The organism is Pseudoflavonifractor sp. HNCC25GI2, assembly GCF_058136395.1.
In genome coordinates this window covers 188,701-213,760 of record NZ_JBYUOW010000004.1, presented here as the reverse complement: position 1 = coordinate 213,760, position 25,060 = coordinate 188,701, and the positions used below count along the sequence as shown (strand labels likewise).

The window sequence follows — 25,060 nt, the reverse complement described above, 5'->3', positions numbered from 1 at the left end:
ATTCCGCCGAAAAACCACCGCTAGACAAAGGCCGCCTTCCAGTGAAAGAGCTGCGGCGGCCGGTCCATCCGCCCCCCGGGGGCGTAGACTTCAATGACGTCAAACCGCATGGGGCAGTCCTCGGGATGCTGGAGCAGATAGGCCTGGGCCGCCTGCCGCAGCTTCTGCTGCTTGCGCCCGTCCACCTGCTCCGCCGCCCGGCCGTAGCGCTCGCTGCGCCGCAGCTTGACCTCCACAAAGCACAGCGTACCCCTGTCTCTGGCCACAATGTCCAGCTCTCCCAGACGGCACCGCCAGTTGCAGGCCACAATCCGGTACCCCTGCCTGCGCAGATAGTCCGCCGCCTGCTCCTCTCCCCACCGGCCCAGCAGCCGGCTCATCTCCCCGCTCACAGGTTCTTCAAAAAGGTCCGGCGGTGGATGGGACTGGGGCCATAGGCACGCAGCAGCTCATAATGCAGCTTGGTGCCGTAACCCTTATGGCGCTCAAATTGATATTGCGGGTACTCCCGGGCCATCTCCAGCATGTAGTGATCCCGGCTCACCTTGGCCAGGATGGAGGCGGCAGCTATGGAAGCCGACAGGCTATCTCCCTTTACAATACACAAATGATCCGTGGTAATGGCCCCCTGCTTCCCGTGGTCCCGGTTTCCGTCGATGAGGGCAAAGGCGGGGGTCTGCGCCAGGCCGTCAATGGCCAGCTGCATGGCCTTCATCCGGGCACTGAGGATGTCCGTGCGGTCAATCTCCTCCGCTGACACGCTGGCCACCGACCAGCACACCGCCCGCTGCTGAATGACCGGGAACAGCGTCTCCCGCCTCTTCTCGGTCAGCTTTTTGGAGTCGTTGAGGCCGGGGATGTCCTCCCCCAGGGGAAGAATCACCGCCGCGGCGTACACCGGGCCGGCCAGGGGACCGGCTCCCGCCTCGTCACAGCCGCAGACCGGCAGGCGGCCACTGGCCTCCGCCTCCCGCTCATAGGTCCAGAGATCCATGGCTTCCGCTCCTCTCACGCCTCGTCCGGCACTTCCAGAGTGAACCGCCCCAGCTTGCTTCCCCGGTACTCGTCCAGCAGGGTGCGTGCCATGCGCTCTGTGTCAAATTCCCCGCCCGAGATGCGCATACCCCGCTTCTGGGCACAGGTCTCCAACAGGCGGTAGCCGTAGGCCACGTCGTTTTCCTCCTCCTGGCGCTGGGGCAGCTGGGTCAGCTTGTAGCCGTCCATCAGCGACTGGGGATAGCGCTGGGCCAGCAGCGCCATCAGGTGACAACCCAGGGTCTCTACATCCATGATGTCGTCCTTGACTGCGCCTGTAAAGGCTAAATACATGCCAGTCTTTTCATCCTCAAACTTGGGCCATAGGATCCCCGGCGTATCCAGCAGGTCCAGCGTATTGTCCACATTGACCCACTGCTTGCCCCGGGTGACGCCGGGCCGGTCCCCTGCCTTGGCGGACTTTTTCCGGGCCACCTTATTGATGAAGGTGGACTTGCCCACGTTGGGCACCCCCACCACCATGGCACGCACCGGACGGCCCACCTGGCCCTTCTCCCGCCAGCGGGCGATCTGGTCCTTCAGGGACTGCTGAATGAGCGCGGAGAACTGGTTGACCCCCCGTCCGGTCTTGGCGTCGGTCTCCAGCACCGAATGGCCCTGGGCCCGGAACCGCTCCGCCCACTTCCGGTTCAGTTCCGGATCCGCCTGGTCCGCCCGGTTGAGCACAATGAGCCGGGGCTTTCCGGCACAGATGGAGTCAATGTCCGGGTTCCGGCTGGAGACGGGGATGCGGGCATCCATAATCTCCACCACAATATCTACGTTCTTTAAATCGGCCTCAATCTGCCGCCGGGTCTTGGTCATATGACCCGGATACCACTGAATGTTCATAATGCGGCCTCCTTTTCTAAGCCTACGAAAAAAGGAGCGGTAAACACCGCTCCTTTTTCTCCGGATTACAGGGCCTCTTTGACCTTGGCCGCCTTGCCCACGCGGCTGCGCAGGTAATACAGCTTGGCGCGGCGGACCTTACCGTGACGCACGACCTCGATCTTCTCGATGGAGGGAGCGTGAACGGGGAACACCTTCTCCACGCCGATGCCGTAGGAGATACGACGGACGGTGAAGGTCTCCTCAATGCCGCCGTGCTTCTTGGCAATGACGGTGCCCTCAAAGACCTGGATACGCTCGCGGTTACCTTCCTTTACCTTCAGGTGAACACGGATGGTGTCGCCCACCTCAACAACGGGGGGCTCAGCCTTCTTGTACTTCTCGGTAAAAGCCTGCAGTAAATCCATTTTATTTTCCTCCTGTTATATAGGCGTTCATGCCGGCTCAGCTGTCTTCTTCCTTCCGAAGACACCGCAGAGGACCGCCCGTTTTCAGACTAAGGGATTATATCACACATTTTCTGTGATTGCAAGATATTTTTCCCTTTTTTCAGCCATTTTCCTGTCCACCTAGCTGCTCCGCAGTGCGGAAATAGCCAATCATATCCTCTTCCCAGATCCGGCCCATCCACCGGCCATTCTCGCCGTAGACCTCATAGTCCATCTCGCCGGTCTGCTCCAAAGTGACCCGCTCCAGGCTCTCACCGTCGTAGTAATAAATGGCGTCAAAGCGATCGATCCGGTTGGTCTCCCGGTTCCAGGCCTTATAGATGGGATCGGTAGGCAGCGGAGTAATGGACGGCAGGACTACTCCCTGATACTGGCAGGAGAGAAGGCCGGTGAGTGCCCAGCTGCTCTCGGTGCAGCCGCGGAAATGCTCATGCCAGCTGAAATTCACGTTGTCCAGCATGGAGGCCTCCAGGCCCAGGATGCCCACTTCCACCCCCTGAATGCTCTCGGCGGTGGGATAATCCTTCGGCAGGTCCTGGACAATCACCTGTGCCGCCTGCTGATCGTCCAGATAGGTCTCCCGGTAATCCCCCACCTCGGAGGCTCCGGCCACGCAGAGCACCAGGGCGGTTACGCCCACAAAGGCAGCTCCCACCCAGCGACCATGGGGAATCCGCTCCCGCAGCAGGAGAAAAATCGTATCACACACCAGGGCCATACCCGCAAAGGAAGTCACGGCTCCCCGGAAGGAGAACCAGGTCCCGCCCAGGATCAGGAAGGGCGTCACAGGAGCGATGGTAAGCAGAATGCCCGTCACCAGAGCCAGAGGGACGGACCGGGTCCGCTCTCCCTCACTCCGCCCGGCCAGCCAGCCGTACAGGACACAGACCAGAACCGCCAGCAGGAACCAGAGCAGCAGCTCACCGGAGAACACCTGCCGCATGCCCCGGACAAAGCCCTTGACCAGGGTATAAAAGAGGCCCTCGGTAAACACAGTTTTAATCTGCCCCAGCATATCGGGCAGGAAGGTGTCCCAGTAATAGTTGGACACAGGCAGCACCACATCCATACGGCTTCCATACACGCCGCTGCCCGCCAGCATGGAGGTGAGCTTCAGATAGATTCCCGCGGCCGGCAGGCTCCACAGTGCCAGGAATGCCCGGCCTCTGTGCGTTCGGAACTCCAGCAGACCCATGCCCAGCGCCAGCGTCATGGCCAGCACCGCCGACTGCTCGTAAAATCCGAAGGGCAGCAGGATTACCACCATAAACAGCAGGCCCCGATACCAACCGCCCCGGTCCAGCCACCAGGCAAAGCTCCAGCCGGTCAGGCAGGCGAACAGCAGTCCCACCACAATCCGGGTGGAGGCCGACATCCAGTAGGTCCCCTCCACCCCAAGGGGCAGCATGGCCATCACCAGCAAAAACAGGGGGCTGAGGGAAAAATAACGGGAAATGAGCCGCTTCATCAGTACAGCCGACACCGCATACAGGACGGAAATAATGGCCACACCCACAATCATGTGGTCAAACAGAGGCGACCAGACAAAGTAGTCCGCAATCCCCGCCAGAGGCCGGGAAGCCAGCAGTCCCACCGCCTCTACCAGGCCCCAAAAATCATTGCCGGCGGCGTAGTTGTGGTACTGGATATAGTCATCCAGCTGATACCAGTACTGCGCCCCAAAGGCGCAGGCCCGCAGCATCAGCATCAGGAAAATCAGTCCGCCCAGCGCCCAGTCGATCCGCCGGTCCTTATTGTGCTCAGACACCTTCATACACCTCACGATGCACCTCAGAGACAGCCACCTCCAGCTCCGGGAAGCTGTCCTTCAGAAATTGGGCCAGCGGGGGCACCACCACATGTTCCGTGGGGAAATGGCCCGCATCCATCAGAGTAATGCCAAGGGCCTTGGCCTCCAGATACTGGTCGTACTTCACATCGGCGGTGACAAAGGTGTCACAGCCCTTCTCCAGGGCATCCAGAAGCATGGAGCCGCAGGAGCCGCCGCCCACCGCCACCTTGTGTACCGGCTTTCCGCCGTCGGCAAACCGCACCGAGGCAGCGCCCAGCTGTTCCTTCACATAGGCGGCATACTCCTTGGCGGTCATGCCGCTCTGATGGGCCAAACCCACCCGGCCAATGCCGTAAGGGCGGCCCTGTTCATCCTCACCGTCCTGGTGGAGCTGCTCCACGGCGGTCAGACCCAGGGCATGGGCCAGGCAGTCATTCACGCCCCCCTGGGCTACGTCCAGGTTGGTGTGGGCACAGATGGCCCCGATGCCCTGCTCCGCCAGAAGCAGCAGCTTCTCCCCCACCGGATCCCCGTCCGTCACGGACTTCACCGGATGGAAAATCACCGGATGGTGGGACACAATCAGCTGGCAGCCTTGCTGGGAAGCCTCCAGAATTACCTCCCGGGTAATGTCCAGGGCGGTCAAAATCCGGGTAACCGGACGGCTCCGCCGCCCCACCAGAAGGCCGGCGTTGTCAAAATCCATCTGGGTCGCAAAGGGGGCCCACTCATTCAGGCGCTCATACACCTGCTGCATTGTCACTGCCATTGTTCCAACTCCTTCTTCATCTGCACAAGCTCCTCATAGACCTCGCTCAGCTCCTGCCTGCGGGCCGCGGACTGCTCCCGGCTGGAGCGCTCCAGCCCGTCCAGCGCCCGCCGTACCTTGCCAATCCACAGATCCAGCCACGCGCCCCGCAGGGGATGGTTTTGGTTGCGCCCTGCCACCAACTGGGCCGGAGTCTGAGGCTCCATCCTGCCAGCCTGGACGCTCCAGGCTGTGTAAAGGGTTTCTCCCTCTCGGACCAGCTCCTCCCGCTCAATGGCATAGCCGTTTTCCTCCAGCCAGCGGCGCAAATCGTCCATGGAGGACATGGGCTGGAGAATCAGCCGGGTATTCCGTTCCCGGGTCCAGGGAGCCGCCGCAAGAATGGCGGCAATGGTCTCGCCGCCCATGCCAGCGATAACCACTGTGTCAGCCTCATCCGGGCGAATCCCGCTCAGGCCGTCACAGAGGCGAAGCTCAATCTTATCAGCCAGCCCCTGCTCCACCACGGTCTGCCTGGCCCGATCCAGGGGCCCGCTCCGCAGATCCGCTGCAATAGCACCGGAGAGGTGTCCCCTCTCCATCAGCGCCGCAGGCAGATAGGCGTGGTCGGTTCCTACATCCGCCAGCTTCGCCCCGCAGGGGATCAGGTCGGCCACCATGGCCAGTCTTGGGGACAGTTCAATCATCGGGCACATAGCTCCTCCGCTTTTACCGCAAGGCCAATGGCCCGGGCAAAGTCCCGGGCGGCCTGCTCCTTCTCGTCATCCATAAAGGGGATCTTCCGCCCCATATCCCGGCGGCAGAGCATCCCCATGTACTCCATTTTCCCGTGGGCACACCAGCGCTTGAGCCCCTGCTCCCACAGGTCAGCCCCCTCCTGCGGGCGGTAGCCGCAGGTGACCAGCGATGCCACCCGCTTACCCACCAGCAGAGAAGGCCCCTTTTCCCGGCCGTAATATTTATTTCCGGCGTAAATGGCCCGGTCCATCAGCGCTTTCATGGGGGGCGTACAGTACCAGGAATAGATGGGAGTGGCCAAAATCACCACATCGCAGTCCTCCATGACCTGAAACACCGTCTGAAAGTCGTCCTCCTGTACGCATCCCGGTCTGTCCGGCACCTCCTGGCAGGCCATACAGCTCCGGCAGGGTGCAAGCTTCATCCCGTCCAGCTGGAAGCAGCAGGTCTCCGCCCCCATCCGGCCGCACTCGTCCAAAAAAGGCTTCAGCAGTGCGGCTGTATTGCCATTCGGCCGGGGACTTCCCATCAAAACAGTCAATTTCACCGGGTCTGTCCTCCTTTTTTCACAAAAAAACAGGGGGCGGAAGATTCCGCCCCCGTGTCTCTGTTACTCTCCAGCGGCGATCATGGCGTTGACCTTCGCCAGCAGGTCCTCAACCTCCACGCCGTGGACCATGCAGGCCTCCTCCACGGTCTCACCCCGGGAAGCGGGGCAGCCCAGGCAGTGCATGCCGATCCCCATGAACAGGGGGGCGGTCTGAGGAGCAATGGTCAGAATATCACCGATGATGGTGTCTTTTGTAATCGTCATAGCAGGATTCCTCCATTTTCTTGGGATAGGGATAGTATATCCGATCCAACACCCTTTTTCAATGGCAAAAGTCAAAAAAATCCCCCTGTTTCATCCCATTTCTCAAGCAGGACTGCTTTCCTCCTTTCCCAAGAACGGCTGTGCCAGCCGCTGCACGCCTCCGCTCACCAGTTTGGAGGTGGGCCCAACGAGAATCGCCGCAGCCACGGTGCCCTCCCGGACACCCTCCAGATGTCCCAGAAAACACAGGGACAGCAGGCAGGACACCAGCACCAGCGTCACATCAAAGCCCACCTTTGTCTTGGCAAACTGGGTGGAACAGGCTTTGCACACCGCCAGCACCATCCCCTCGCCCGCCAAGGTAACCACATTTGCTGTCACCTCGAACCTCACCCCGATGCCCACCAGGAGAATGCCCAGGGCGCACAGCACCCAGCGCATCGGATAGCTGGACACGGACACCCCCTGCAGCACCCACAGCGCCCCGTCTGTGAGCACGCCGAACACCAGGGCCACCGGCAGTTGCATAAGCTGAATGGGGTCGTACCGGCGGCGCAGGATCAGGATCTGCAGCACAATCAGGACACAGTGCATCGCGATGGTAGCTGTCCCCACCGTGAGGGGGGCAATCCGGCTCATGGCATAGGGGACGCTGGAGATGGGCGAGGTTCCCAGCCCTGCCTTAATGGAAAAGCCCACTCCAAAGGCCATAATGGTCAGGCCCACACAAAAAAATACGTACCGCTTCAAAAGTGTGATTCCTTTGGATCCCATCATTGCGCTCCCGCCTCCTTCTCCCCGGCGGCTGCGCAGTACACCTTTTCCAGCAGGGCGGGCAGCAGGGTCCGCTCCTCTTCAGACAACCCGGCGGCCGCCAGGGCGTCCGCCCTTCGGAACACCTCCGCCATCCGTTCCCCCATCTCCCTTCCTTTGGGCGTCAGAGATACATAGAGGGAGCGGCGGTTGCCCTCCCGCTGGTTCCGGGCAACCAGCCCGTCCCGCTCCATGCGGGTGAGAATGCTGCCCACCGTGGCCTGTTCAATTTCACAGTAGTCCGCGATGGCTTTCTGATTGCTCTCTCCCCGCTCCATAAGACATTCCAGCACCTTGGGCTGGCCGGGTGACAACCCCAGCTCCGCCGCCTCGTTGAGAATCCAGCGGTTCAAATTGGCATGGGCCTTCATAAGCAGATAGTGCAGTGATTCCATAGTTGTCCCTTCTTATTACTAAGCACGCTTATTATATTCTTCCTTATTATAGTCGGGAGAACTCGGTTGTCAAGGCCCCCCTCCCGGTATCCGAAAGCGTAATATAAGAAAAACACCTTTGCATCTGCAAAGGTGTTTTTCTGCAACATCAATATAATCCTGTCTCGCTCACCGCATCCGGCAAACAAAACGATAGGGATGCTTAGTAAAGCTTCGCGCCGGCCGGAATCCGATCATCCAGCATCAGCAGGTTAAGACCCTCACGGCCGTCGTTCTCGTAGACGGCAGAAATCAGCATGCCGCAGGAGTCGATGCCCATCATCTTCCGGGGGGGCAGATTGGTAATGGCCACGGCGGTCTTCCCAACCAGTTCCTCGGGCTCATAGTACTCGTGTATGCCGCTCAAAATGACCCGGTCCTCGCCCGTGCCGTCATCCAGGACAAACTTCAAAAGCTTCTTGCTCTTGGGCACAGCCTGGCATTCCTTGATCTTTACCACACGGAAATCCGACTTGCTGAAGGTCTCGAAATCCACCATGTCCGCAAACAGAGGCTCAATCTTCACCTTGGAGAAGTCAATCTTCTCCACAGGAGCCTGGGCGGGAGCAGACACAGTCTTCTCCTCTTTCTTCACACCCTCAGGCTTCATGGTGGGGAACAGAATGACCTCCCGGATGGAGTCAGAGTTGGTCAGCAGCATGACGCAGCGGTCAATACCGATACCCAGGCCGCCCGTGGGAGGCATACCATACTCCAGAGCGGTGAGGAAGTCCTCATCCATCATGCCGGCCTCGTCGTCACCCTTGTCCCGCAACTCCACCTGCTTCTGGAAGCGCTGGCGCTGGTCAATGGGATCGTTGAGCTCAGAGAAGGCGTTGCCCATCTCGCTGTGGCAGATGAACAGCTCAAAGCGCTCAGTGAGCCGGGGATCCTTGGGAGAGCGCTTGGCCAGGGGGGACACGTCCACGGGGTGCATGGTGATGAAAGTGGGCTGAATAAGCTTCTCCTCCACTTTCTGGTCAAAGCACTCGTAGAGGGCGTTGCCCCAGGTCTTGTCGGCGGTCTCGGGCAGTTCCACGCCGATGGACTTGGCGGCGGCCACGGCCTCCTCGTCGGAGGTGATGGCCATGAAGTCAATGCCGCAGTACTTCTTCACGGCCTCGTGCATGGGCATACGGGGCCAGCCGGGGGTCAGGTCGATCTTCTCGCCCTGCCACTCCACCTGGTAGGTGCCCAGGATCTTCATGGCGGCAGAGGACAGCAGGTCCTCGAAGAGGTCCATCATGTCGTTAAAGTCGGCGTAGGCCTGGTAGAGCTCGATGGTGGTAAACTCAGGGTTATGCTTGGGGTCCATACCTTCGTTGCGGAAGATACGGCCAATCTCATACACCCGGTCCATGCCGCCCACGATGAGCCGCTTCAGGGGCAGCTCGGTGGCGATGCGCATATACATGTCGATGTCCAGGGTGTTGTGGTGGGTGATGAAGGGCCGGGCGGTGGCGCCGCCGGAGATGGTGTTCAGGACCGGAGTCTCCACCTCCATAAAGCCGCGGCCGTCCATGAAGTCCCGAACGTGCTTGATAAACTGGGAACGGATGATAAAGTTGCGCTTTACCTCCGGATTGACAATGAGGTCCACGTACCGCTGACGGTAGCGAAGCTCAGTGTTGGTCAGACCGTGGAACTTCTCAGGCAGGGGCAGCAGGGACTTGGAGAGCAGGGTCACCTTCTCCACCCGCACAGACATCTCGCCCCGCTGGGTGCGGAACACCACGCCCTGGACACCCACGATGTCGCCGATGTCATACTTCTTAAAGCGGGCATACTCCTCCTCGTCCATCTCGTCCTTCCGGGCGTAGAGCTGGATGCGGCCCGTCTTGTCCTGCAGGTCGCAGAAGGACACCTTGCCCATGCCGCGCTTGGACATGAGGCGGCCGGCCATGGAGACCGAGCTGCCCTCCAGCTGGTCAAAATTCTCCTTGATATTGGCGGAATCGTTGTCCACCACATAGCGGGTAATCTGGAAGGGATCGTTGCCGCTCTCCTGCAGCTCCTTCAGCTTATCCCGGCGAATCTGCAGCAGCTGGGACAGATTCTGCTCCGGAGCCGCCCCCTGTTGATTCTTCTCGGCCATGTTAACCACTCCTATCTCTCTCGGCCGCATGGCCGTAATCTTTTGTTCGAATCAGCGCTCCACCTTGAGGATCTTGTATTCGATGGGACCGGCAGGAGCATCTACGGTGACGTTCTCGCCGGGATTCTTGCCCAGCAGGGCCTTGCCGAAGGGGGAATCCTCAGAGATGGCTCCGTTCATGGGGTCGGCCTCCTGAGAGCCCACAATCTTGTAGGTCTGCTCCTCGTCAAACTCCTTGTCCAGCACGGTAACGGTGGAACCCAGACGGACATAGTCCCCCGTCTGCTCCTCCTCATCAATGACTACATAGTTGGAGAGAATCTCCTCCAGCTCGGCCATGCGGGAGTAGAGCTTGCCCTGCTCGTTCTTGGCCTCATCGTACTCGCTGTTCTCGCTCAGGTCGCCGAAGGAACGGGCCTCCTTAATGAGCTCGGCCACTTCCTTCTCCCGGACCGTCTTCAGGTAATTCATCTCGTCCTGCAGCTCCTTCAGACGCTGAGGACTCAATTTATACTCCTTCGCCATGATTGCCTGCACACCTTTCCAAAAATATGCCCGGGCCCTGCCCAGGCACTCTATTCCATTGAATACGGCTCTCTGTCAGCCGTGCCGTCATCCACAGACCGACACCGGCAAATTTTGCCGCAGATCTGCATTTGAACAAAGCAAATCTGCCCTGAAAGGCTTCCTTTCAAGGCTGGCTGCTTTGTTCAGTAGCAATTATTATAGGTTTTCCCACCCATTCTGTCAAGTAGTCAGGTAATTTTTATCCTCTCAGGCGGCAGCCGCCCCTCTTCCCACAGAGCAGCCAGCAGCGGCAGCTGGCCCTGATCCTCCGCGGCCAGGGAGGGAGCGGTAACCGACAGCCCGGCCAGGTCGGGTGACGCCCCATAGAGTGCCAGGCGCATGCCCTTTCCCCAGTTCTCCTTGGGCTCTCCCCTGGGGCCAAAGCCCAGAGCGACTTGCGCCGGCTCCTCCGCCGGCAGCACCGGAATTCCAAACTCCCGCCGCAGCCAGGCGGCCAGCTCCCTCCCCCCTCTGGGAGCGTCAATGACCAGATGCCGCACCTGGGGACACAGGGTCACCGCCGCCCGGACCAGTTCCCGGTCCACCCGCTCCCCCTGCAGCATCACCGCCGCCCGGTCCGGAGCAAACCCCTGCCGCTCCAGCGCCCCCAGCGCCAGCGGAGCTCCCTGGGCCCGGAGAAAGGACAAAGGACTGACGGAGGTCAAACCGCAGGTCTCAAGCAGCTCCCACTGCTGAAAGCCCGCAGGGGCCAGGGTACGCAGTGCCCCTCCCCGGCGCAGCGCCCTGCCCGCCTTCCGTAGTCTTCGCTGCCCCAGCCACCCCTCCGGATCCGCCCTGGCCCGGAGCACGGTCAGCCCGTACAGCTGGGCCCGCTCCGCTTTTCCTCCGCCCCGGCCTTCGAAAATCAGCTGTCCCAGCATCGCTGTCCGCCTCCCTCCCGTGTAGTCGTTTGCGGCCTGCATTCCCTGCCGCTTCCTTTCCTCTTACCTTATGCCGGAGGCCCTTTCTCTATGTGCCGTAAAACAAAGAGGACCTGGAATTCTCCAGGTCCTCTCGGTCGGATGGAATTTTACTTGTTGGCAGCCTTCTTCTTGAAGAAGATGGTCTGGATGCCCTCCCAAGCCAGCACCAGGGCCAGCACGAAGAGCAGGGTGCCCAGGATGGCCTGAGCGTAGGGGCCCCAGTCACCAGCGGCCTTGCCGGCAGAGATGGCAGCCACCTTGCTGGTAACGGTCTGAGCCAGAGAGGTCAGGGTGACAACCAGCATGAACAGCATGGGGATGTAGAACATCTTGTTGTTCCGGCCGATGTTGCCCAGCCAGGCACACACAGTCAGCAGGGCCAGAGCGGCCAGCAGCTGGTTGGCAGCGCCGAACAGAGGCCAAATCTTGGAGTAGCCGGTCATGCCCAGGCCAACGCCGGCCACCACGGTGATGGCAGTGGCCACCACGGGGTTGCACAGCACAGCCTTGAAGCCAGTGGCATCCTTGTAGGTCTCACCGGGCTTCAGCCAGAACTCCTGGAACATATACCGGGCCAGACGGGTGGCGGTATCCAGAGAGGTCAGGCAGAACACGGAGACGGTCAGAACCAGCAGGGAGGCGATGGTCTCCTGAGCGCCGGCCAGGCCGGGGATGGAGGCGACCATGCGGGAAATACCGGTAGCAAACACCTGAGTGGGGGTGACAATCTCGCCGGAGGCGTACTCAGTCCAGATGAAGGACACAGCGCTCAGGGAGATGAGGGCCAGAGCACACTCGATGAGCATGCCGCCGTAAGCGATGGGCTTAGCATCGCGCTCGTGGTCCAGCTGCTTGGCAGTGGTACCGGAGCCCACCAGGGAGTGGAAGCCGGAAATGGCGCCGCAGGCGATGGTCACGAACAGGGCGGGGAACACATAGCCCAGAGAAGTGCCGGTGGGGGCCAGCTCGTCATACCAGCCGGTGAAGGCGGGCATATCCATGTGGGCGGCGTCCGCACCGGTGAGGCCGGCACCGATCACGCCCACAGCGGCGATGACCATCATGGCGTACAGCAGGAAGGAGCTGAGGTAGTCACGGGGCTGCAGCAGGATCCACACGGGAGCCACGGAGGCAATCAGGATGTAAGCGCCGATGATCCACATCCAGGTGGTGCTGGACAGGTAGATGGGGTGCCAAACCAGGCCCAGGGCCAGGCAGACCACGATGCCCACACAGCCGGCGATGGTGGCAATGGCCAGAGAAGCGCCCTTGCGGTAGACAAAGAAGCCAAACAGAATGGCCATCACGATGAACAGCAGGGAGATCATAGCCACGGAGGCGTTGGTCTCATTCAGGGAGCCGTCCGCATTGATGCCCACGAAGGTGCTGGCCACGATGGAGGCGAAAGCGGCCACCACCAGCACCAGGGTCAGGTAAGAAAAGATCAGGAACAGCTTCTTGGCGCGATCGCCGATGTTCAGAGCCACAACCTCGCCCAGGGACTGACCCTTGTGGCGGATGGAGGCGAACAGAGCACCGTAGTCATGGACAGCGCCGAAGAAGATACCGCCGATGAGTACCCACAGAACCACAGGCACCCAGCCGAACACAGCAGCCTGAATGGGGCCGTTGATGGGGCCGGCACCGGCGATCGAGGAAAAGTGGTGGCCCATCAGAACGGGGGCCTTGGCAGGAACATAGTCCATGCCGTCCTCCAACTCATGGGCAGGGGTGACCTTGGAATCGTCAACGCCCCACTGCTTGGCAAGCCATCCGCCGTAGAAAACATAGCCTACGATCAGAATGATAATGCCAACGATGACAACTAGCATTGCATTCATTGAGTTTTCTCCTCTCCTTTGTGTTTGGAGATGATGCGATCCATCAGCCGCTTCAGGTTCTTTTCCATCCGTTTCCCGCTGCGGTTGACGGTCATCTCCCCCGTGGAAACATCCACGGCTGCTATTCGAAACTCCATCCATCCATGGAGCGATAGCTTATACTCCCTGCGCTTCTTCAGCTTTTTCAGCTGGGCCAGGGTTTCCGGCTGGGCGCTGTCATAGAGCACCACCGCCGTCAAATAGGTATACATGTGCTGCAGATGGGGGCGGACTCTCCCCTCTCCATCCTCCAGCACATGGGCAAAAATTTCATGTAGTGCCGCGTCATCCAGGGTGTCCAGAGACCACAAATAGAGGTACTCATGGCTCTCAGCCGCCCACAGCTCCGCCTTTTTGACCAGAACATACTGGCTGTCCCGCAAATGATAGGCGCAAAGTGCCTTCAGCGCGCTTCCATCCTCCACAGGTGTTACGTCATAATAGGTGGTATAGACGCTCTTCAATTGCTCAACTATTGCCTGACGCAGCTGAGACATGGGGATACCTCGCTTTCTCTTGTCCCCCGGCTCTGGACAAAACGGAAAGCAGCCCCGCTTGCTTTCAGGCTGCTCAACCTTCCTTCACTGGAGTGGAAACGTTCCCAACGCCAGGTAATATTTATGAACAAATTATTAATTCCAGGGTTATCATAGCAGATTACCCCCTTTTTTTCAAGAAAAAATTCTCATTTAATCGCCAAATTCCACCCTCTTTTCCCGTCTTCTTTTGTGTAATTCACATCAAACATTTGGCTTTCCCCTTTTAAATTGACACTTAGATACGAATCGGATAAAATGGAAGCGCATGACTGCTATTCTCACTCCCACGGAGGCTAAACCATGAATCATCTCCTCTCCGGACCCAAAAGACGCCTCTCCCTTGACGCCTGGCGTCCGCTTGCCGTGCCATCTCTCTTCTTCCTCGCAGTCATCTATTATGAAGAGCTCGTCTTAAAACTGATTTGTTTCCAGGGCCTAACCATCTCCGGTGTGCTCTTTACCTTTTTATTTACCATCCCTCCCGCCCTGCTGCTGGGGCTTCTGTGCGGAGGGGTCCCCGCCAAATATGGTCAGGTGCTGCTGCCCATATGCACCATCTTGCTGTCTGTTTGGCTGGGAGCACAGGCCATTTATTACCGGCTGTTCAAAACCTTTTTGACCATCTTCTCCATGACCAAAATGGCCATGGTGGCCGGTGCCTTCGGCGACATGGCCGTCTGGGAAATTGTGGTGAATTGGTTCCCCATTGTACTGATGGCAATTCCCGCTGTACTATCCATTCTCCTGCGCAAGCGGGTAATCCTCGCCCGGCCCCAGGTTAAGGGAGTTCGGCTGCGCTGGGCGGCCATAGCTGCCGTGATCCAGCTGGTGGGCATAGGAATTGTCATGATGTGCGGCAGCGGCGTGCTCTCCCTCCGCTATATCTATACCCAGGCGGCTGTCCCGGAGCTGGAAACCCAGTACTTCGGCATGCTCACCCAAACTCAGCTGGAAATTCGGCGCGTCCTGTTCGGTATTGACCCTGACCGCCCCCAGGATGACCCGGACAGCTCCCAGGTTTCCGGGAACTCCTCTCAAATTTCTGACGGCTCCTCCGATTCCTCGGGGCAAACCTATGGTCTTCATCAGATGGACATCGACTTCGAGCAGCTCATGGCGGAAACGGATGACCAGGACCTGCTGCAGATGCACCAGTGGTTCTCCCAGAGGGAGGCCACCCCGGAAAATGAGTGGACAGGAGCCTTTGAAGGGAAAAATCTGATTTGGATTGTCGCCGAGGGCTTCTCCACCCTGGCTATGGACCCCTACCGTACACCCACGCTGTGGAAGCTCTCCCACCAGGGCTTTATCTTTGAGCATTTTTACACTCCCCTGTGGGGCGTCTCCACCTCAGACGGCGAGTATGTCACCACCACCGGCCTCATCCCCAAGTCCGGCGTCTGGAGCTACTCCCAGTCTTCCGGCAATTACATGCCCTTTGCCCTGGGTAACCAGTTTTCCAAACAGGGCTACCGCACCATGGCATTTCACGACTACCTCTACGAATACTACGACCGCAACCTCTCCCACCCCAACATGGGGTATGAATACATAGCTCTGGGCCAGGGTCTGGAAGAGGAGGACATCATCCCGGCCGAAGATTTGGAAAGCGGCAACACCTTCCCTCCCTCCGACGAGATGATGATGGAAAAAATCGTCCCCATGTTTGTCAATGAGGACCACTTTATGGTCTACTGTCTGACGGTCAGCGGACACCTGAACTACACGCTGGAGGAAAATGCCATGTCCCGACGCCACTGGGACGAGGTAAAGGATCTGCCGTACAGCGACACCGTCAAGTGCTACCTGGCTAGCCAGATGGAGCTGGAGCTGGCTATGGAAAGCCTGATGGAACAGCTGGAGGCGGCAGGCAAGCTGGAGGACACCGTTATTGTCCTCTCCGCCGACCACTATCCCTACGGGCTCACCGATGAGGAGTACAGCGAGCTGCTGGGCCACGAGGTGGACCCCGTGTTCGAGCTCTACGAGAATACGCTGATCCTCTGGAGCGCCGACATGACGGAGCCAGTCTACGTGGACAAGTACTGCTCCAGCCTGGACGTGATGCCCACCCTCTCCAACCTCTTTGGTCTGGAATACGATTCCCGCCTCATTATGGGTGAGGACATTCTCTCCGACTCCGGAGGACTGGTCATCTTCTCCAATTACAGCTTCATCACCTCCCACGGCTACTACAATTCCACCACCGACCAATTCACCTGCTGGGACGGCAGCGAGCCGGACTATGGAGCTGTGGCGGAAATGGTGGCAGAGGTACAAAACCGGGTGGCCTATTCCGCCGCCATTCTGGACCGGGACTATTACCGCATTGTGCTCAACGGCCCTCCCAGAGAAGACAACTCAATCTTCGATTTCAACTTTGTTCCTCCCTGGGACAGTGGAAGCCGCCCGGAAAACAGCATCTTGCCCTGAGGGATCAAAAAACCGGCCGCGTACGCGGCCGGTTTTTCTCTTATTCAGCGGTTCATACAGTTTCTCAGCACGTGCCCTGATTCTCACAGGGACATTCCTTCTGTCCCGGGTCGAAGGGATTGACATGGACCATACAGTGCTTCACCTTGGGGAAGGTCCCCTCAATGGCATCGTGAACCCGGACCGCCACGTCGTGCGCCTTGGTCAGGGTAGCGTTTGCATCTGCCGCAATGTCCAGTTCCACATAAACCCGGTCCCCAAAAAGGCGGGTCTGGAGGCGGTCAATTCCAAGAACACCGTCCTGAGCCTTCACAACCTCCCGCATCTCCTCCTCCACCTTCTCGGGGCAGGAGGTATCAATCATTTTGGAAATGGCATCCTTGAAAATGTCCAACGCCGCTTTCAGAATGAAGAGGCAGATGACCACGCTGGCCACCGGATCCAACACGGGAACGCCCAGCCGCGCCCCCAGGATACCCACAAAGCTGCCCACGGAGGAGAGAGCATCCGACCGATGATGCCACGCATCGGCCATCAGCGCCGAGGAATCCAGCTTCTTTGCTGCGTTCCGTGTGTACCAATACATAGCCTCCTTGGACACGATGGAGATCACGGCGGCCGCCAGCGCCAGCCGTCCCGGAATCACCAGCTCAGCAGCGTCTCCGAAAATATTCTGAATCCCTGCCCAGCCAATGCCGGCTCCGGTAATCGCCAGCATGACGGACAAAATCACTGCCGCCACGCACTCCAGCCGCTCATGTCCGTAGGGGTGCTCCTTATCCGACTCCTTCCCGGATAGCTTTACCCCCGCAATCACCACAAAGGTACTCAGCACGTCTGAGGCGGAATGAACTGCGTCCGAAATCATTGCCCCGGAGTGGGCGAGCATTCCTGCCGCCAGCTTGAAAACTGTCAGAATCAAATTCCCCAGGATTGTGACGACAGATACCCGCATCGCCAAATTTTCATGTTGTTCCTTCACCATAATGTTACCTCCTAAACGGAAAGATAGCTCTATGGCACCCATCATTTCCTTCCAGCCTTGTATGCCCCGAGGATAAAAAAATACACCCATGGAACATACTTACTGTCCCACAGATGCATGAAAATCCATCTGCTGCCGCATTGCGCAGCCCGGCTCCCAAATTCAATTCTGAATCCGCGGCCTGTTCAGTTTGTACTGTAGTTGCCCCTGCTTTGTTTGGGGTAGGATGCAGTGCAAAGAGAATGTTCACATGATAGCATATGCCCCGCCGCCTGTCAATGCTCTTTTTCCGTTTTATGTAACCTTTTTCCGTGCCCTGAAAAATGGCCGCATACGCGGCCATTTTCTTCAGTGTTTCCCATATTTGTTCCGCACATACCGGCGGCCAAGGAAAAAAATGGCCAATCCCAACGCGATGGCCAGCAGGGGAATCAGGGCGTAAAGAAGGAAAAAGGCAACAACTCCTATCGGAAGTCCAGATACCGTATACGACACGTCCACCCCTCCTAACGGATAAACAGACCGATTGAGATCAGCCCCACCAACAGATTCAGCAGCATATAGCAGCCCCAGGCCACGGGAATCAGCCTCAGCCAGTACCAGTGCAGCGTAAACCAGCCCGGTTCCTGGGACCTGTGCTGCACCGTCGGTTCCAGTTTGGGCTCCGACACCGGCGCCTGACTTCCTAGCTCTCCGCTGAGCAGCTCATCCACTGTAATCTCCAGCGACCGTGCCAGCGGGAGCAGCCGATCGGTATCCGGCAGGGCATCCCCCACCTCCCACTTGCTTACCGCCTGGCGCGACACTCCCACCAGCTCGGCCAGCCGCTCCTGGGAAAGGCCCAGCGCGGCGCGGCGCACCTGAATGACTTCTCCAAATGTCATACGCATTCTCCTTTCCCCCCTATCCTACCAAACGGACGGTTGCGCTGCTACCAAGCGGCATTCGCATCGCTGCAACCACCGGTTGCACACCTCAAATATTCCGAACATCAGAAAAGGGGCGCCCGACGGGCGCCCCTTTTTCCTGGCAAATCTTAAAAATTAGCCCTGCTGCTCACGCATCTTGGCGAAGCAGTCGCTGCAGTAGACAGGACGGTCAGACTTGGGCTCGAAGGGAACCTTAGCCTCGCCGCCGCAGGCAGCACACACAGCAGTGAAGTACTCACGGGGGCCACGGGCAGCGTTCTTGCGAGCGTCACGGCAGGCCTTGCAGCGCTGGGGCTCGTTCTGGAAGCCGCGCTCGGCGTAGAACTCCTGCTCACCAGCGGTGAAGGTGAACTCCTTGCCACACTCTTTACATACCAGGATCTTGTCTTCGTACATTGGATTTTCCCTCTCTTTGATTGTTGCCCAACCAAAAAACTCTTGTTCGGGCGAATATTTGCGATCAGCTCTCGCTGGATACGCCGGAAGAAAATTGCCGCGCCACCTTGCGCCGAATCCGTTGGACTGCGTTGTCCACCGACTTTTGGGATCTGCCCACCCGCCCCGCAATCTCTCCACAGGAGAGACCATTCAAATAAAGGGGCAAAATGCTCGCCTCAAGCTCAGATAACTGGCCCTTCAGAGCGTCAAGCCGCTCTTTCAGTTCCTCCCTGCCGATGATGACGTCCTCCGGGCTCTCCAGATTGGAGAACGGGTGCACACTGGTTCCATCAAAAAGAGGGGGTTCAAAAGAGATGCTGCGATTTAAGGGAGAGTGTTTGCCGCCCTGCGCCGCGCGAACTGCGCTGAGCAGGCGGCTGCGCACACAGATTTCCGCATAGGTGCGGAATGCGGCATCCCGTCCGGGGTCAAATCCGCGGATGGCCGTCAACAGCCCCAGCATTCCCTCCTGGATCAGGTCCTCACTGTCTCCGCCTGCCAGAAACAAGGGCCGGGCACACGCCCGAACCAACTGGCCGTACCGGCGTACCAGCTCGGTCTCCGCCTGGGAATCACCTTGAGCTGCTCTGCTGCACAACTCCTCATCAGAGATTGGTTGAACGAAATTCGATTGCATATTGATGTTACGACTATTAGACATAATAAACAAAATGAACGGATTTGTCAAGGGGCTGACCAAAAGATTTTGTTCATTTCTCCATATGCTTCCAATTTTTTCCTTTAAAAGGGAAAGTATTCCACTTTTTTGAGGGGCGGTCGGTTTTTCTCCGAAAATCCGTTGAATTTTTCTTTGCTATCCCTGTTTTTTCAACGTTTTGCCGAGTTGGAGTCCCCTTGACGCTCCATTCTATGCTTACAGTCCGGCAATCAGATCCGCCAGGCGCTGAGCGGTCTCCTGCGCCACTGCCTGGGTCTTGGCTTCCACCATTACCCGCATCAGAGCCTCCGTGCCGGAGGGACGCACCAGGACACGGCCGTCGTCGCCCAGGGCAGCCTCCTCCTGCTGAATGGCCTGGGCCAGCAGAGGACTGGCCATAACGGCCTTCTTCACGTCGTTGTCGGCCACGGGGATGTTAATGAGCACCTGGGGATAGCGGACGCAGGAGCCAAACACCTCAGAGGCCTTCTTTCCGCTCTCCTTCAGCAGAGCCAGAATCTGCAGAGCGGTGAGCTGGCCGTCTCCAGTGGTGGCGTAGTCCAGGAAAATCATATGACCGGACTGCTCGCCGCCCAGAACGTAGCCCTTCTCCACCATGCGCTCCAGCACATTCCGGTCGCCCACGTCGGTGCACTCCACCTTCAGGCCGTTCTCCTTAGCAAACACATGCAGGCCCAGGTTGGACATGACTGTGGCCACCACCGCATCGCCGGGCAGCTTGCCTTTGCCCTTCAGGTCCAGGCCGCAGGCAGCCATCACCTGGTCGCCGTCAATGAGCACGCCGTTCTCATCCACAGCCAGGCACCGGTCCGCATCGCCGTCGAAGGCAATACCGATGTCGTAGCCGCCCGCCTTCACCATAGCAGCAAGGGAGTCGATATGGGTGGAGCCGCACTTGTCGTTGATGTTGATGCCGTCGGGGTCGGCGTTGATGACGTCGGTACGCAGCTTGGGGAACTGGTCAAAGAGCCGGGCCGCGGTGGTATAGGAGGCGCCGTTGGCGCAGTCCACCAGGATGCGCAGGCCGGCCAGGTCGCTGGTGATGGTGGACTGGAGGTGGTCAATGTAATCGGCCACAGCCTTCTCCGCCACATAGCTCACCTTGCCGATCTCCCCGTGGGTCTTGCGTGCTACATCGTTGTGGCCAAAGAGGACGATGTCCTCAATCTTCTCCTCCAGCTCATCGGAGAGCTTGAAGCCCTTGCCGTTGAAGATCTTGATGCCGTTATGCTCAAAGGGATTGTGGCTGGCGGAAATGACGATACCGGCGTCCGCGCCCTCGTCCACCGTCACCCAGGCCACACCGGGAGTGGGCAGGGTGCCCAAATCCAGCACGTCGGCGCCGGCGGTGCACAGTCCGGCAATCAGGGAGCCTTTCAGCAGATCGCCGGAGATACGGGTATCCTTGCCGATGGTGACCACCGGCTTCTCCCCCGGCTTCTTGTTCTTGGCCAGCACCTGTGCCGCAGCCAGTCCGACCTTGTAAGCCAGATCTGCGTCCAAACCGGCGTTGACCACGCCGCGAATTCCGTCGGTTCCAAATAATTTACCCATGTGTATTACCTCTTTCTTCCAAATTGGTCAAAATTACGTTTCAATGCCCGCTCTACGGGAACAATGCTGCCCAGCAGCACCACAAGCTGAACGGCCATGACCGGAATGCATCCCATTCCAATCTCGTCCATGCTCCGGCCCCAGAGAAATACCATGGGCACCAGGGTCACTGGCAGCAAAATGAGCCCCAACCGAAACCAGAGCTTCCCGCACACCTGGTGAGCAAAGTCCCAGGTCTGCTGGTTTTTCATGGAGCGGCTGGTACGATAACCGTAAAAGGAGTTGATGTTCTTGGGCGGATGCTTTTGAAACCGCCACCCGAAGTACAGCATAACGAGGGGAATCAGCAGATTCATCCCCGTACAGAACAGCCAGAACACAGCGCTCCTCCTCTCCGCGCCCATTGGTCCCACTATTTTGCAGAGGGCTCTTTCTTGATGGGGACCGTGATCACAGCGGCACAAAATCCCAGCATCCACAGCGACAGACCGCTGGCCGCGACACTGGACATGAGCTGGTCCGCCATCCAAAAGGCAAAGATGGTAACCAAGGTATCCAGCGGGATATAAAGTAAATTAACCTGCCACCTGCTGCCATGCCCCTGCCGATACAGGGTCTGTGACATCCCGACGACAACCAGCTCCAGCGGCAGGCTGATGAGCTCACCTGCCACAAAATACAGCAGCAGGCTCCCCACGCTCTCATAGGAAAATCCAAAGAGGGCCATGAAATTGCCCCCCAGGAACGAGACAGCCGCAAACACTGCAAACACAATCAGGAGGAGAACTCCGCTTCCCAGCAGCGTGCCCAGCAGCTGCTTGATTTTCTCTTTCATGTTCACCGTCCTGCCCTAAAAGCTCAGCTGCTCCATTCCTCCATCCGGAACGCCCGGCGCGGGCAAACCCAGATGCTGGTAGGCCTTGGGGGTGACACAGCGTCCTCTGGGAGTACGGGTGAGGAAGCCCAGCTGCATGAGATAGGGCTCGTACACGTCCTCCAGGGTGACCGATTCCTCGTTGATGGTGGCGGCCAGAGTCTCCAGACCCACCGGGCCGCCCCGGTAGTTTTCAATGATGCTCCGGAGCATCCGGTGGTCGATGGCATCCAGGCCCAGGTGGTCAATTTCCAGGGCGGTGAGGGCCTCGTCGGCCACCTTCTTGGTGATGACGCCCCCCGCCTTCACCTGGGCAAAGTCCCGCACCCGGCGCAGCATCCGGTTGGCAATCCGGGGCGTACCACGGCTGCGGCGGGCGATCTCCATAGCGCCCTCCGGCTCAATGGGCACCTCCAGGATGCCCGCCGACCGGGTGACGATCATGGCCAGCTCCTCTGGGGTGTAGAGCTCCAGCCGCAGCGTCACACCAAACCGGTCCCGCAGCGGGGCGGACAGCTGTCCCGCCCGGGTGGTGGCCCCGATGAGGGTAAACCGGGGGAGGTCCAGCCGGATGGAGTTGGCCGAAGGCCCCTTGCCGATGATGATATCAATGGCGTAGTCCTCCATGGCTGGGTAGAGTACCTCCTCCACCTGGCGGTTGAGGCGGTGAATCTCATCCACAAAGAGGATGTCGTTTTCGTTTAAATTGGTAAGCAGGGCGGCCAGGTCCCCGGCCTTTTCAATGGCCGGACCGGAGGTCACCCGCACATTGACCCCCATCTCGTTGGCGATAATGCCGCTGAGGGTGGTCTTGCCCAGGCCGGGCGGGCCGTGGAGCAGCACGTGGTCCAACGGCTCATGGCGCATCTTGGCCGCCTGGATAAAGACCTCCAGGTTGCCCTTGGCCTTCTCCTGGCCGATGTACTCCCGCAGCGTCTTGGGCCGCAGGGAGTACTCGTTCTCATCCTCCCGGGTGAGGGAGGTGGTCACCAGGGGCTCGCTGAGCTCCTCGGGGTCAAATTCGGTATTGGAAAAATCGATTGCCATGGGTTCACATCCCAATCGTTATAGATTCTCTGCAAGCTCCCGGAGGGTGTCCAGAAAGGCCTCCTCCCCCCAGGTGTTGAACTTGAACAGCAGGCCCTGGCTGCCCCCGGCGGTGATGGCAGACAAAAACAGGTCTTCCCCGTCCCCCACCAGGGTAAGGGTCATGGAGAGACGGTTGCCGCCGGACATGCTGTACCGCTCGTACACACGCACACAGCAGCGCACGCCCGCCCGCTGGCAGTAGCTCTCGTCCTCATAGCTGGCGGACATGCTGCCGTTCAGGATGCCGTTATGGAAATACTCCAGGACCTGGTCAAAGTCCCCACGGAGCTCACGCTCATACTTGGCCACAAGACCGCCTCCTCTATTTCTTTTTCTCAAAGCGATGGCCGGTATTCATATAAACCACCCCGCCGATGCACACCGCCAAAAACAGTCCCAGGCCCAGCCGCAGCAGCCACATCTGGTCCAGCAGGGCACTGAGGGCGATGGGCACCCAGGCCGCCGCCAGGGCAAACATCAGCTTGCCCATAAAGCGGCACAGGGCCTTCTCGTCGTACTTCTCCTTCTCCTGCTTGGGGGCGGTGTTGTACCCGGCAATGAGGAAGGCCCCCTTCCCTCGGGAGAAGACCAGTCCCAGGAGCAGGAACACCAACATCATGCCACAGTGAACGGCCAGCAGCATCGCAATCCTCCTTCTTTTATCCGGAGATTGTCTACGTTTCGCCCGTCTTAAGGCTTCATCATTTTCTTCAAGGCCTGCTTGATGATCTGCTCCAGGGTCAGGCTGTCCAGATCGATACCCTTGAGGGCCAGGTTGATCTCCCCCTGGGTATAGCCCAGGACGGCCAGGGCGGCAGATGCCTCGGAGAGTTTGTTTTCGGGAATCACCGTGACGCCAGTGCCGCCATAGCTCTCCCCTGCCCCGCCGATGGTCTGGCCCTTGGCCAGCTTATCCTTCAGCTCCAGAATCACCCGCTGGGCAATCTTCTTGCCGACGCCCTGGGCGCAGGTGAGGGCCTTCTCATCTCCGGTGATGATGCTGAGGGCCAAATTGGCGGGGGTGCTGGCCGACAGGATGGACAGAGCCGCCTTGGGCCCTACGCCGGAGACCGAAATGAGCTGCTGAAAGAGGTTCAGCTCCTCCTGGGTTGCAAAGCCATAGAGCTCCATGGCGTCCTCCCGGACGTTAAGATGTGTAAAGAGTTTTCCCTTGTCGCCCTTCTTCAGGGCGGACAGGGTGTAGCTGGTGGTGCGGCAGGCGTAGCCCACCCCGCCGCAGTCAATGACGGCCAGGTAGGGCTCGATGTGAGCCACCGTGCCGCTGAGATAGTAAAACATAAATTCCTCCGCATACCGCCTTTGGGGCGGCGTTTATTCTTTTACCAAATACCGGACTTCCCCGGTATAGTAGATCTCCAGTTTAAATTCCAGGATGCGGTCCCGCAGGCTCAAAAAGCCGCTCAGCACGGCCAGCCGAAAGCCGTAGCTCTCGTCCATAATGTCCAGGGTGCCGTTGGAATACTCCCGCAGGAAGGTGTCCAGGGTCATTTTCCGACCGATAAAGGATCCGCAGTTGCCGCACAGGACGTCCTGGTACTCCATTACGTAGACGTAAGAGGACTCCCAGTCCACCCCGGTGAGCTCCACGTCCCCATCCACTTGTCCAAAGGGCTCCTCCGTACGCACATAGCCGTACTGGGTCAGCAGGCGCAGGGTGTCCCCCTCCGCCTGCAATTCCATAATATGGGCGTCGTGGAGGCTGTAAGGCGGGTCGGGGTTGGGCTTTTTCACGGTGATCTTCATCGCTTTTACCTCGTGTCGTATCGCTTGGGGTCAAAGACCCGCTCGGTGTTCAGCAGGGACGTGGCCGCCCGGCTGTGGCAGATGGCGATGGCCAGGGCATCCGCGGCGTCATCAGGCCGGGGGATCTCCTTCATATTGAGCAGCCGCTGAGTCATGAGCATGACCTGGCGCTTTTCCGCCCCGCCGTAGCCCACCACCGCCTGCTTCACCTGCATGGGGGTGTACTCGAAGATGGGCACCCCCAGCTTTTCCGCCGCCAGAAGGATCACGCCTCGTCCATGGGCCACGGCGATGCCGGTGGTGATGTTTTTGGTAAAAAACAGCTCCTCCACCGCCATCTCATCCGGGTGGAAGGTATGAATGAGCTCCTCCATATCGTTAGAGATCTGCAGAAGCCGGTTGGACAGGGGGATGCCCGGCGGGGTGGTGATGACCCCGTACTGAATGAGACGGTTTTTGCCCCGCTCCGCCGACAGCACACCAAAGCCGATGGTGGCTACTCCGGGGTCGATGCCTAGGATAATCATGAGCGCCCTCCTGCCGCAATACATACGGTTTTTATTTTATCACGGTTTTGTTAAAATGAAAAGCAGAATAAATTTGTTTCCCCGCTGT

General features: G+C 59.0%; 30 protein-coding genes and 1 riboswitch. Of the genes, 1 reads left to right on the top strand and 29 read right to left on the bottom strand.

The features are described 5' to 3' along the window. Positions 1–20 precede the first annotated feature (20 nt). The 16 genes from AC3YUO_RS07675 to AC3YUO_RS07600 form a co-directional block, all read right to left on the bottom strand. Positions 21–380 (bottom strand): YraN family protein, encoded by a 360-nt coding sequence (locus AC3YUO_RS07675; RefSeq protein WP_489962442.1) that lies wholly within the window; start codon positions 378–380, stop codon positions 21–23. An 8-nt stretch (positions 381–388) separates the two neighbouring features. Continuing rightward, a complete protein-coding gene (gene rnhB / locus AC3YUO_RS07670; protein ID WP_489962441.1) occupies positions 389–994 on the bottom strand; it encodes a ribonuclease HII in 606 nt (201 codons plus the stop codon). 14 nt (positions 995–1,008) lie between these two features. Further along, on the bottom strand, positions 1,009–1,887 hold the full coding sequence (gene ylqF / locus AC3YUO_RS07665; RefSeq protein WP_489962440.1) for a ribosome biogenesis GTPase YlqF: 879 nt from the start codon (positions 1,885–1,887) through the stop codon (positions 1,009–1,011). Between the two features lie 65 nt (positions 1,888–1,952). Beyond that, complete coding sequence (gene rplS, locus AC3YUO_RS07660; RefSeq protein ID WP_489962439.1) at positions 1,953–2,294, bottom strand: 50S ribosomal protein L19; 342 nt, start codon at positions 2,292–2,294, stop codon at positions 1,953–1,955. Between the two features lie 142 nt (positions 2,295–2,436). Then, the gene (locus tag AC3YUO_RS07655) at positions 2,437–4,104 is read right to left on the bottom strand and encodes a hypothetical protein (RefSeq protein WP_489962438.1); all 1,668 of its coding nucleotides are present in this window, start codon (positions 4,102–4,104) and stop codon (positions 2,437–2,439) included. Further along, positions 4,097–4,897, bottom strand: coding sequence for a Nif3-like dinuclear metal center hexameric protein (locus AC3YUO_RS07650; RefSeq protein ID WP_489962437.1), 801 nt, complete (start codon positions 4,895–4,897; stop codon positions 4,097–4,099). The genes AC3YUO_RS07655 and AC3YUO_RS07650 overlap by 8 nt, the downstream gene beginning before the upstream one ends. Continuing rightward, positions 4,888–5,583, bottom strand: coding sequence for a tRNA (adenine(22)-N(1))-methyltransferase (locus tag AC3YUO_RS07645; RefSeq protein ID WP_489962436.1), 696 nt, complete (start codon positions 5,581–5,583; stop codon positions 4,888–4,890). Before AC3YUO_RS07645 ends, AC3YUO_RS07650 begins: the two co-directional genes overlap by 10 nt. After that, complete coding sequence (locus AC3YUO_RS07640; protein WP_489962435.1) at positions 5,580–6,167, bottom strand: flavodoxin family protein; 588 nt, start codon at positions 6,165–6,167, stop codon at positions 5,580–5,582. Before AC3YUO_RS07640 ends, AC3YUO_RS07645 begins: the two co-directional genes overlap by 4 nt. A 78-nt stretch (positions 6,168–6,245) precedes the next feature. After that, positions 6,246–6,449, bottom strand: coding sequence for a DUF1858 domain-containing protein (locus AC3YUO_RS07635; RefSeq protein ID WP_118643168.1), 204 nt, complete (start codon positions 6,447–6,449; stop codon positions 6,246–6,248). 102 nt (positions 6,450–6,551) lie between these two features. After that, a complete protein-coding gene (locus tag AC3YUO_RS07630) occupies positions 6,552–7,226 on the bottom strand; it encodes a YczE/YyaS/YitT family protein (protein WP_489962434.1) in 675 nt (224 codons plus the stop codon). Then, positions 7,223–7,657, bottom strand: coding sequence for a MarR family winged helix-turn-helix transcriptional regulator (locus tag AC3YUO_RS07625; protein WP_489962433.1), 435 nt, complete (start codon positions 7,655–7,657; stop codon positions 7,223–7,225). The genes AC3YUO_RS07630 and AC3YUO_RS07625 overlap by 4 nt, the downstream gene beginning before the upstream one ends. 202 nt (positions 7,658–7,859) lie before the next feature. Continuing rightward, positions 7,860–9,791 (bottom strand): lysine--tRNA ligase, encoded by a 1,932-nt coding sequence (gene lysS / locus AC3YUO_RS07620; RefSeq protein ID WP_489962432.1) that lies wholly within the window; start codon positions 9,789–9,791, stop codon positions 7,860–7,862. A 51-nt stretch (positions 9,792–9,842) separates the two neighbouring features. After that, the gene (greA, locus tag AC3YUO_RS07615; protein ID WP_489962431.1) at positions 9,843–10,316 is read right to left on the bottom strand and encodes a transcription elongation factor GreA; all 474 of its coding nucleotides are present in this window, start codon (positions 10,314–10,316) and stop codon (positions 9,843–9,845) included. 230 nt (positions 10,317–10,546) lie between these two features. After that, positions 10,547–11,239: a hypothetical protein gene (locus tag AC3YUO_RS07610; protein WP_489962430.1), complete on the bottom strand. Its 693-nt coding sequence runs from the start codon at positions 11,237–11,239 to the stop codon at positions 10,547–10,549. Between the two features lie 149 nt (positions 11,240–11,388). Beyond that, positions 11,389–13,122, bottom strand: a complete 1,734-nt coding sequence (locus AC3YUO_RS07605; RefSeq protein WP_489962429.1) for a carbon starvation CstA family protein — start codon at positions 13,120–13,122, stop codon at positions 11,389–11,391. Next, positions 13,119–13,658: a DUF8052 family protein gene (locus tag AC3YUO_RS07600; protein ID WP_489962428.1), complete on the bottom strand. Its 540-nt coding sequence runs from the start codon at positions 13,656–13,658 to the stop codon at positions 13,119–13,121. Before AC3YUO_RS07600 ends, AC3YUO_RS07605 begins: the two co-directional genes overlap by 4 nt. Positions 13,659–14,000: 342 nt before the next feature. Here AC3YUO_RS07600 and AC3YUO_RS07595 point away from each other — a divergent pair, with 342 nt between their 5' ends. Next, positions 14,001–16,133, top strand: a complete 2,133-nt coding sequence (locus AC3YUO_RS07595; protein WP_489962427.1) for an LTA synthase family protein — start codon at positions 14,001–14,003, stop codon at positions 16,131–16,133. A 64-nt stretch (positions 16,134–16,197) separates the two neighbouring features. Here the strand turns inward: AC3YUO_RS07595 and AC3YUO_RS07590 are convergent, their stop codons facing one another. The 13 genes from AC3YUO_RS07590 to ruvC form a co-directional block, all read right to left on the bottom strand. Further along, positions 16,198–17,118, bottom strand: a complete 921-nt coding sequence (locus tag AC3YUO_RS07590; protein WP_489962426.1) for a cation diffusion facilitator family transporter — start codon at positions 17,116–17,118, stop codon at positions 16,198–16,200. Between the two features lie 100 nt (positions 17,119–17,218). After that, positions 17,219–17,317, bottom strand: a riboswitch (NiCo riboswitch). Between the two features lie 307 nt (positions 17,318–17,624). Continuing rightward, positions 17,625–18,002, bottom strand: a complete 378-nt coding sequence (locus tag AC3YUO_RS07585; protein ID WP_489962424.1) for a helix-turn-helix domain-containing protein — start codon at positions 18,000–18,002, stop codon at positions 17,625–17,627. 159 nt (positions 18,003–18,161) lie between these two features. Further along, entirely contained in the window at positions 18,162–18,443 is a 282-nt protein-coding gene (locus AC3YUO_RS07580; protein ID WP_489962423.1) for a zinc-ribbon domain containing protein, read from the bottom strand. Between the two features lie 64 nt (positions 18,444–18,507). Continuing rightward, the gene (locus AC3YUO_RS07575) at positions 18,508–19,173 is read right to left on the bottom strand and encodes a sigma-70 family RNA polymerase sigma factor (RefSeq protein WP_489962422.1); all 666 of its coding nucleotides are present in this window, start codon (positions 19,171–19,173) and stop codon (positions 18,508–18,510) included. Between the two features lie 186 nt (positions 19,174–19,359). Then, entirely contained in the window at positions 19,360–20,718 is a 1,359-nt protein-coding gene (gene glmM, locus AC3YUO_RS07570) for a phosphoglucosamine mutase (RefSeq protein WP_489962421.1), read from the bottom strand. Between the two features lie 5 nt (positions 20,719–20,723). Continuing rightward, positions 20,724–21,074 carry an SdpI family protein gene (locus tag AC3YUO_RS07565; protein WP_489962420.1) on the bottom strand — a complete coding sequence of 117 codons (351 nt, stop codon included), beginning with the start codon at positions 21,072–21,074 and terminating at the stop codon, positions 20,724–20,726. A gap of 56 nt (positions 21,075–21,130) precedes the next feature. Beyond that, a complete protein-coding gene (locus AC3YUO_RS07560) occupies positions 21,131–21,553 on the bottom strand; it encodes a YrvL family regulatory protein (protein ID WP_489962419.1) in 423 nt (140 codons plus the stop codon). Positions 21,554–21,568: 15 nt separating this feature from the next. Beyond that, positions 21,569–22,639 (bottom strand): Holliday junction branch migration DNA helicase RuvB, encoded by a 1,071-nt coding sequence (gene ruvB / locus AC3YUO_RS07555; RefSeq protein WP_489962418.1) that lies wholly within the window; start codon positions 22,637–22,639, stop codon positions 21,569–21,571. A gap of 18 nt (positions 22,640–22,657) precedes the next feature. Next, entirely contained in the window at positions 22,658–22,990 is a 333-nt protein-coding gene (locus AC3YUO_RS07550) for a DUF6054 family protein (protein ID WP_489962417.1), read from the bottom strand. Positions 22,991–23,003: 13 nt separating this feature from the next. Then, the gene (locus AC3YUO_RS07545) at positions 23,004–23,324 is read right to left on the bottom strand and encodes a DUF3784 domain-containing protein (RefSeq protein ID WP_489962416.1); all 321 of its coding nucleotides are present in this window, start codon (positions 23,322–23,324) and stop codon (positions 23,004–23,006) included. A gap of 47 nt (positions 23,325–23,371) precedes the next feature. Then, on the bottom strand, positions 23,372–23,980 hold the full coding sequence (ruvA, locus tag AC3YUO_RS07540) for a Holliday junction branch migration protein RuvA (protein WP_118641466.1): 609 nt from the start codon (positions 23,978–23,980) through the stop codon (positions 23,372–23,374). A 33-nt stretch (positions 23,981–24,013) separates the two neighbouring features. Beyond that, the gene (locus tag AC3YUO_RS07535) at positions 24,014–24,445 is read right to left on the bottom strand and encodes a hypothetical protein (RefSeq protein WP_489962415.1); all 432 of its coding nucleotides are present in this window, start codon (positions 24,443–24,445) and stop codon (positions 24,014–24,016) included. A gap of 5 nt (positions 24,446–24,450) precedes the next feature. Continuing rightward, entirely contained in the window at positions 24,451–24,972 is a 522-nt protein-coding gene (gene ruvC, locus AC3YUO_RS07530) for a crossover junction endodeoxyribonuclease RuvC (RefSeq protein ID WP_489962414.1), read from the bottom strand. Positions 24,973–25,060 lie beyond the last annotated feature (88 nt).

Coding starts and splice junctions, on each gene's coding strand:
- AC3YUO_RS07675 (WP_489962442.1), bottom strand. CDS start 380: ATGAGCCGGCTGCTGGGCCGGTGGGGAGAGGAGCAGGCGGCGGACTAT.
- rnhB (WP_489962441.1), bottom strand. CDS start 994: ATGGATCTCTGGACCTATGAGCGGGAGGCGGAGGCCAGTGGCCGCCTG.
- ylqF (WP_489962440.1), bottom strand. CDS start 1,887: ATGAACATTCAGTGGTATCCGGGTCATATGACCAAGACCCGGCGGCAG.
- rplS (WP_489962439.1), bottom strand. CDS start 2,294: ATGGATTTACTGCAGGCTTTTACCGAGAAGTACAAGAAGGCTGAGCCC.
- AC3YUO_RS07650 (WP_489962437.1), bottom strand. CDS start 4,897: ATGGCAGTGACAATGCAGCAGGTGTATGAGCGCCTGAATGAGTGGGCC.
- AC3YUO_RS07645 (WP_489962436.1), bottom strand. CDS start 5,583: ATGATTGAACTGTCCCCAAGACTGGCCATGGTGGCCGACCTGATCCCC.
- AC3YUO_RS07635 (WP_118643168.1), bottom strand. CDS start 6,449: ATGACGATTACAAAAGACACCATCATCGGTGATATTCTGACCATTGCT.
- AC3YUO_RS07630 (WP_489962434.1), bottom strand. CDS start 7,226: ATGATGGGATCCAAAGGAATCACACTTTTGAAGCGGTACGTATTTTTT.
- AC3YUO_RS07625 (WP_489962433.1), bottom strand. CDS start 7,657: ATGGAATCACTGCACTATCTGCTTATGAAGGCCCATGCCAATTTGAAC.
- lysS (WP_489962432.1), bottom strand. CDS start 9,791: ATGGCCGAGAAGAATCAACAGGGGGCGGCTCCGGAGCAGAATCTGTCC.
- greA (WP_489962431.1), bottom strand. CDS start 10,316: ATGGCGAAGGAGTATAAATTGAGTCCTCAGCGTCTGAAGGAGCTGCAG.
- AC3YUO_RS07610 (WP_489962430.1), bottom strand. CDS start 11,239: ATGCTGGGACAGCTGATTTTCGAAGGCCGGGGCGGAGGAAAAGCGGAG.
- AC3YUO_RS07605 (WP_489962429.1), bottom strand. CDS start 13,122: ATGAATGCAATGCTAGTTGTCATCGTTGGCATTATCATTCTGATCGTA.
- AC3YUO_RS07600 (WP_489962428.1), bottom strand. CDS start 13,658: ATGTCTCAGCTGCGTCAGGCAATAGTTGAGCAATTGAAGAGCGTCTAT.
- AC3YUO_RS07595 (WP_489962427.1), top strand. CDS start 14,001: ATGAATCATCTCCTCTCCGGACCCAAAAGACGCCTCTCCCTTGACGCC.
- AC3YUO_RS07590 (WP_489962426.1), bottom strand. CDS start 17,118: ATGGTGAAGGAACAACATGAAAATTTGGCGATGCGGGTATCTGTCGTC.
- AC3YUO_RS07585 (WP_489962424.1), bottom strand. CDS start 18,002: ATGACATTTGGAGAAGTCATTCAGGTGCGCCGCGCCGCGCTGGGCCTT.
- AC3YUO_RS07580 (WP_489962423.1), bottom strand. CDS start 18,443: ATGTACGAAGACAAGATCCTGGTATGTAAAGAGTGTGGCAAGGAGTTC.
- glmM (WP_489962421.1), bottom strand. CDS start 20,718: ATGGGTAAATTATTTGGAACCGACGGAATTCGCGGCGTGGTCAACGCC.
- AC3YUO_RS07565 (WP_489962420.1), bottom strand. CDS start 21,074: ATGAATCTGCTGATTCCCCTCGTTATGCTGTACTTCGGGTGGCGGTTT.
- AC3YUO_RS07560 (WP_489962419.1), bottom strand. CDS start 21,553: ATGAAAGAGAAAATCAAGCAGCTGCTGGGCACGCTGCTGGGAAGCGGA.
- ruvB (WP_489962418.1), bottom strand. CDS start 22,639: ATGGCAATCGATTTTTCCAATACCGAATTTGACCCCGAGGAGCTCAGC.
- AC3YUO_RS07545 (WP_489962416.1), bottom strand. CDS start 23,324: ATGCTGCTGGCCGTTCACTGTGGCATGATGTTGGTGTTCCTGCTCCTG.
- ruvA (WP_118641466.1), bottom strand. CDS start 23,980: ATGTTTTACTATCTCAGCGGCACGGTGGCTCACATCGAGCCCTACCTG.
- AC3YUO_RS07535 (WP_489962415.1), bottom strand. CDS start 24,445: ATGAAGATCACCGTGAAAAAGCCCAACCCCGACCCGCCTTACAGCCTC.
- ruvC (WP_489962414.1), bottom strand. CDS start 24,972: ATGATTATCCTAGGCATCGACCCCGGAGTAGCCACCATCGGCTTTGGT.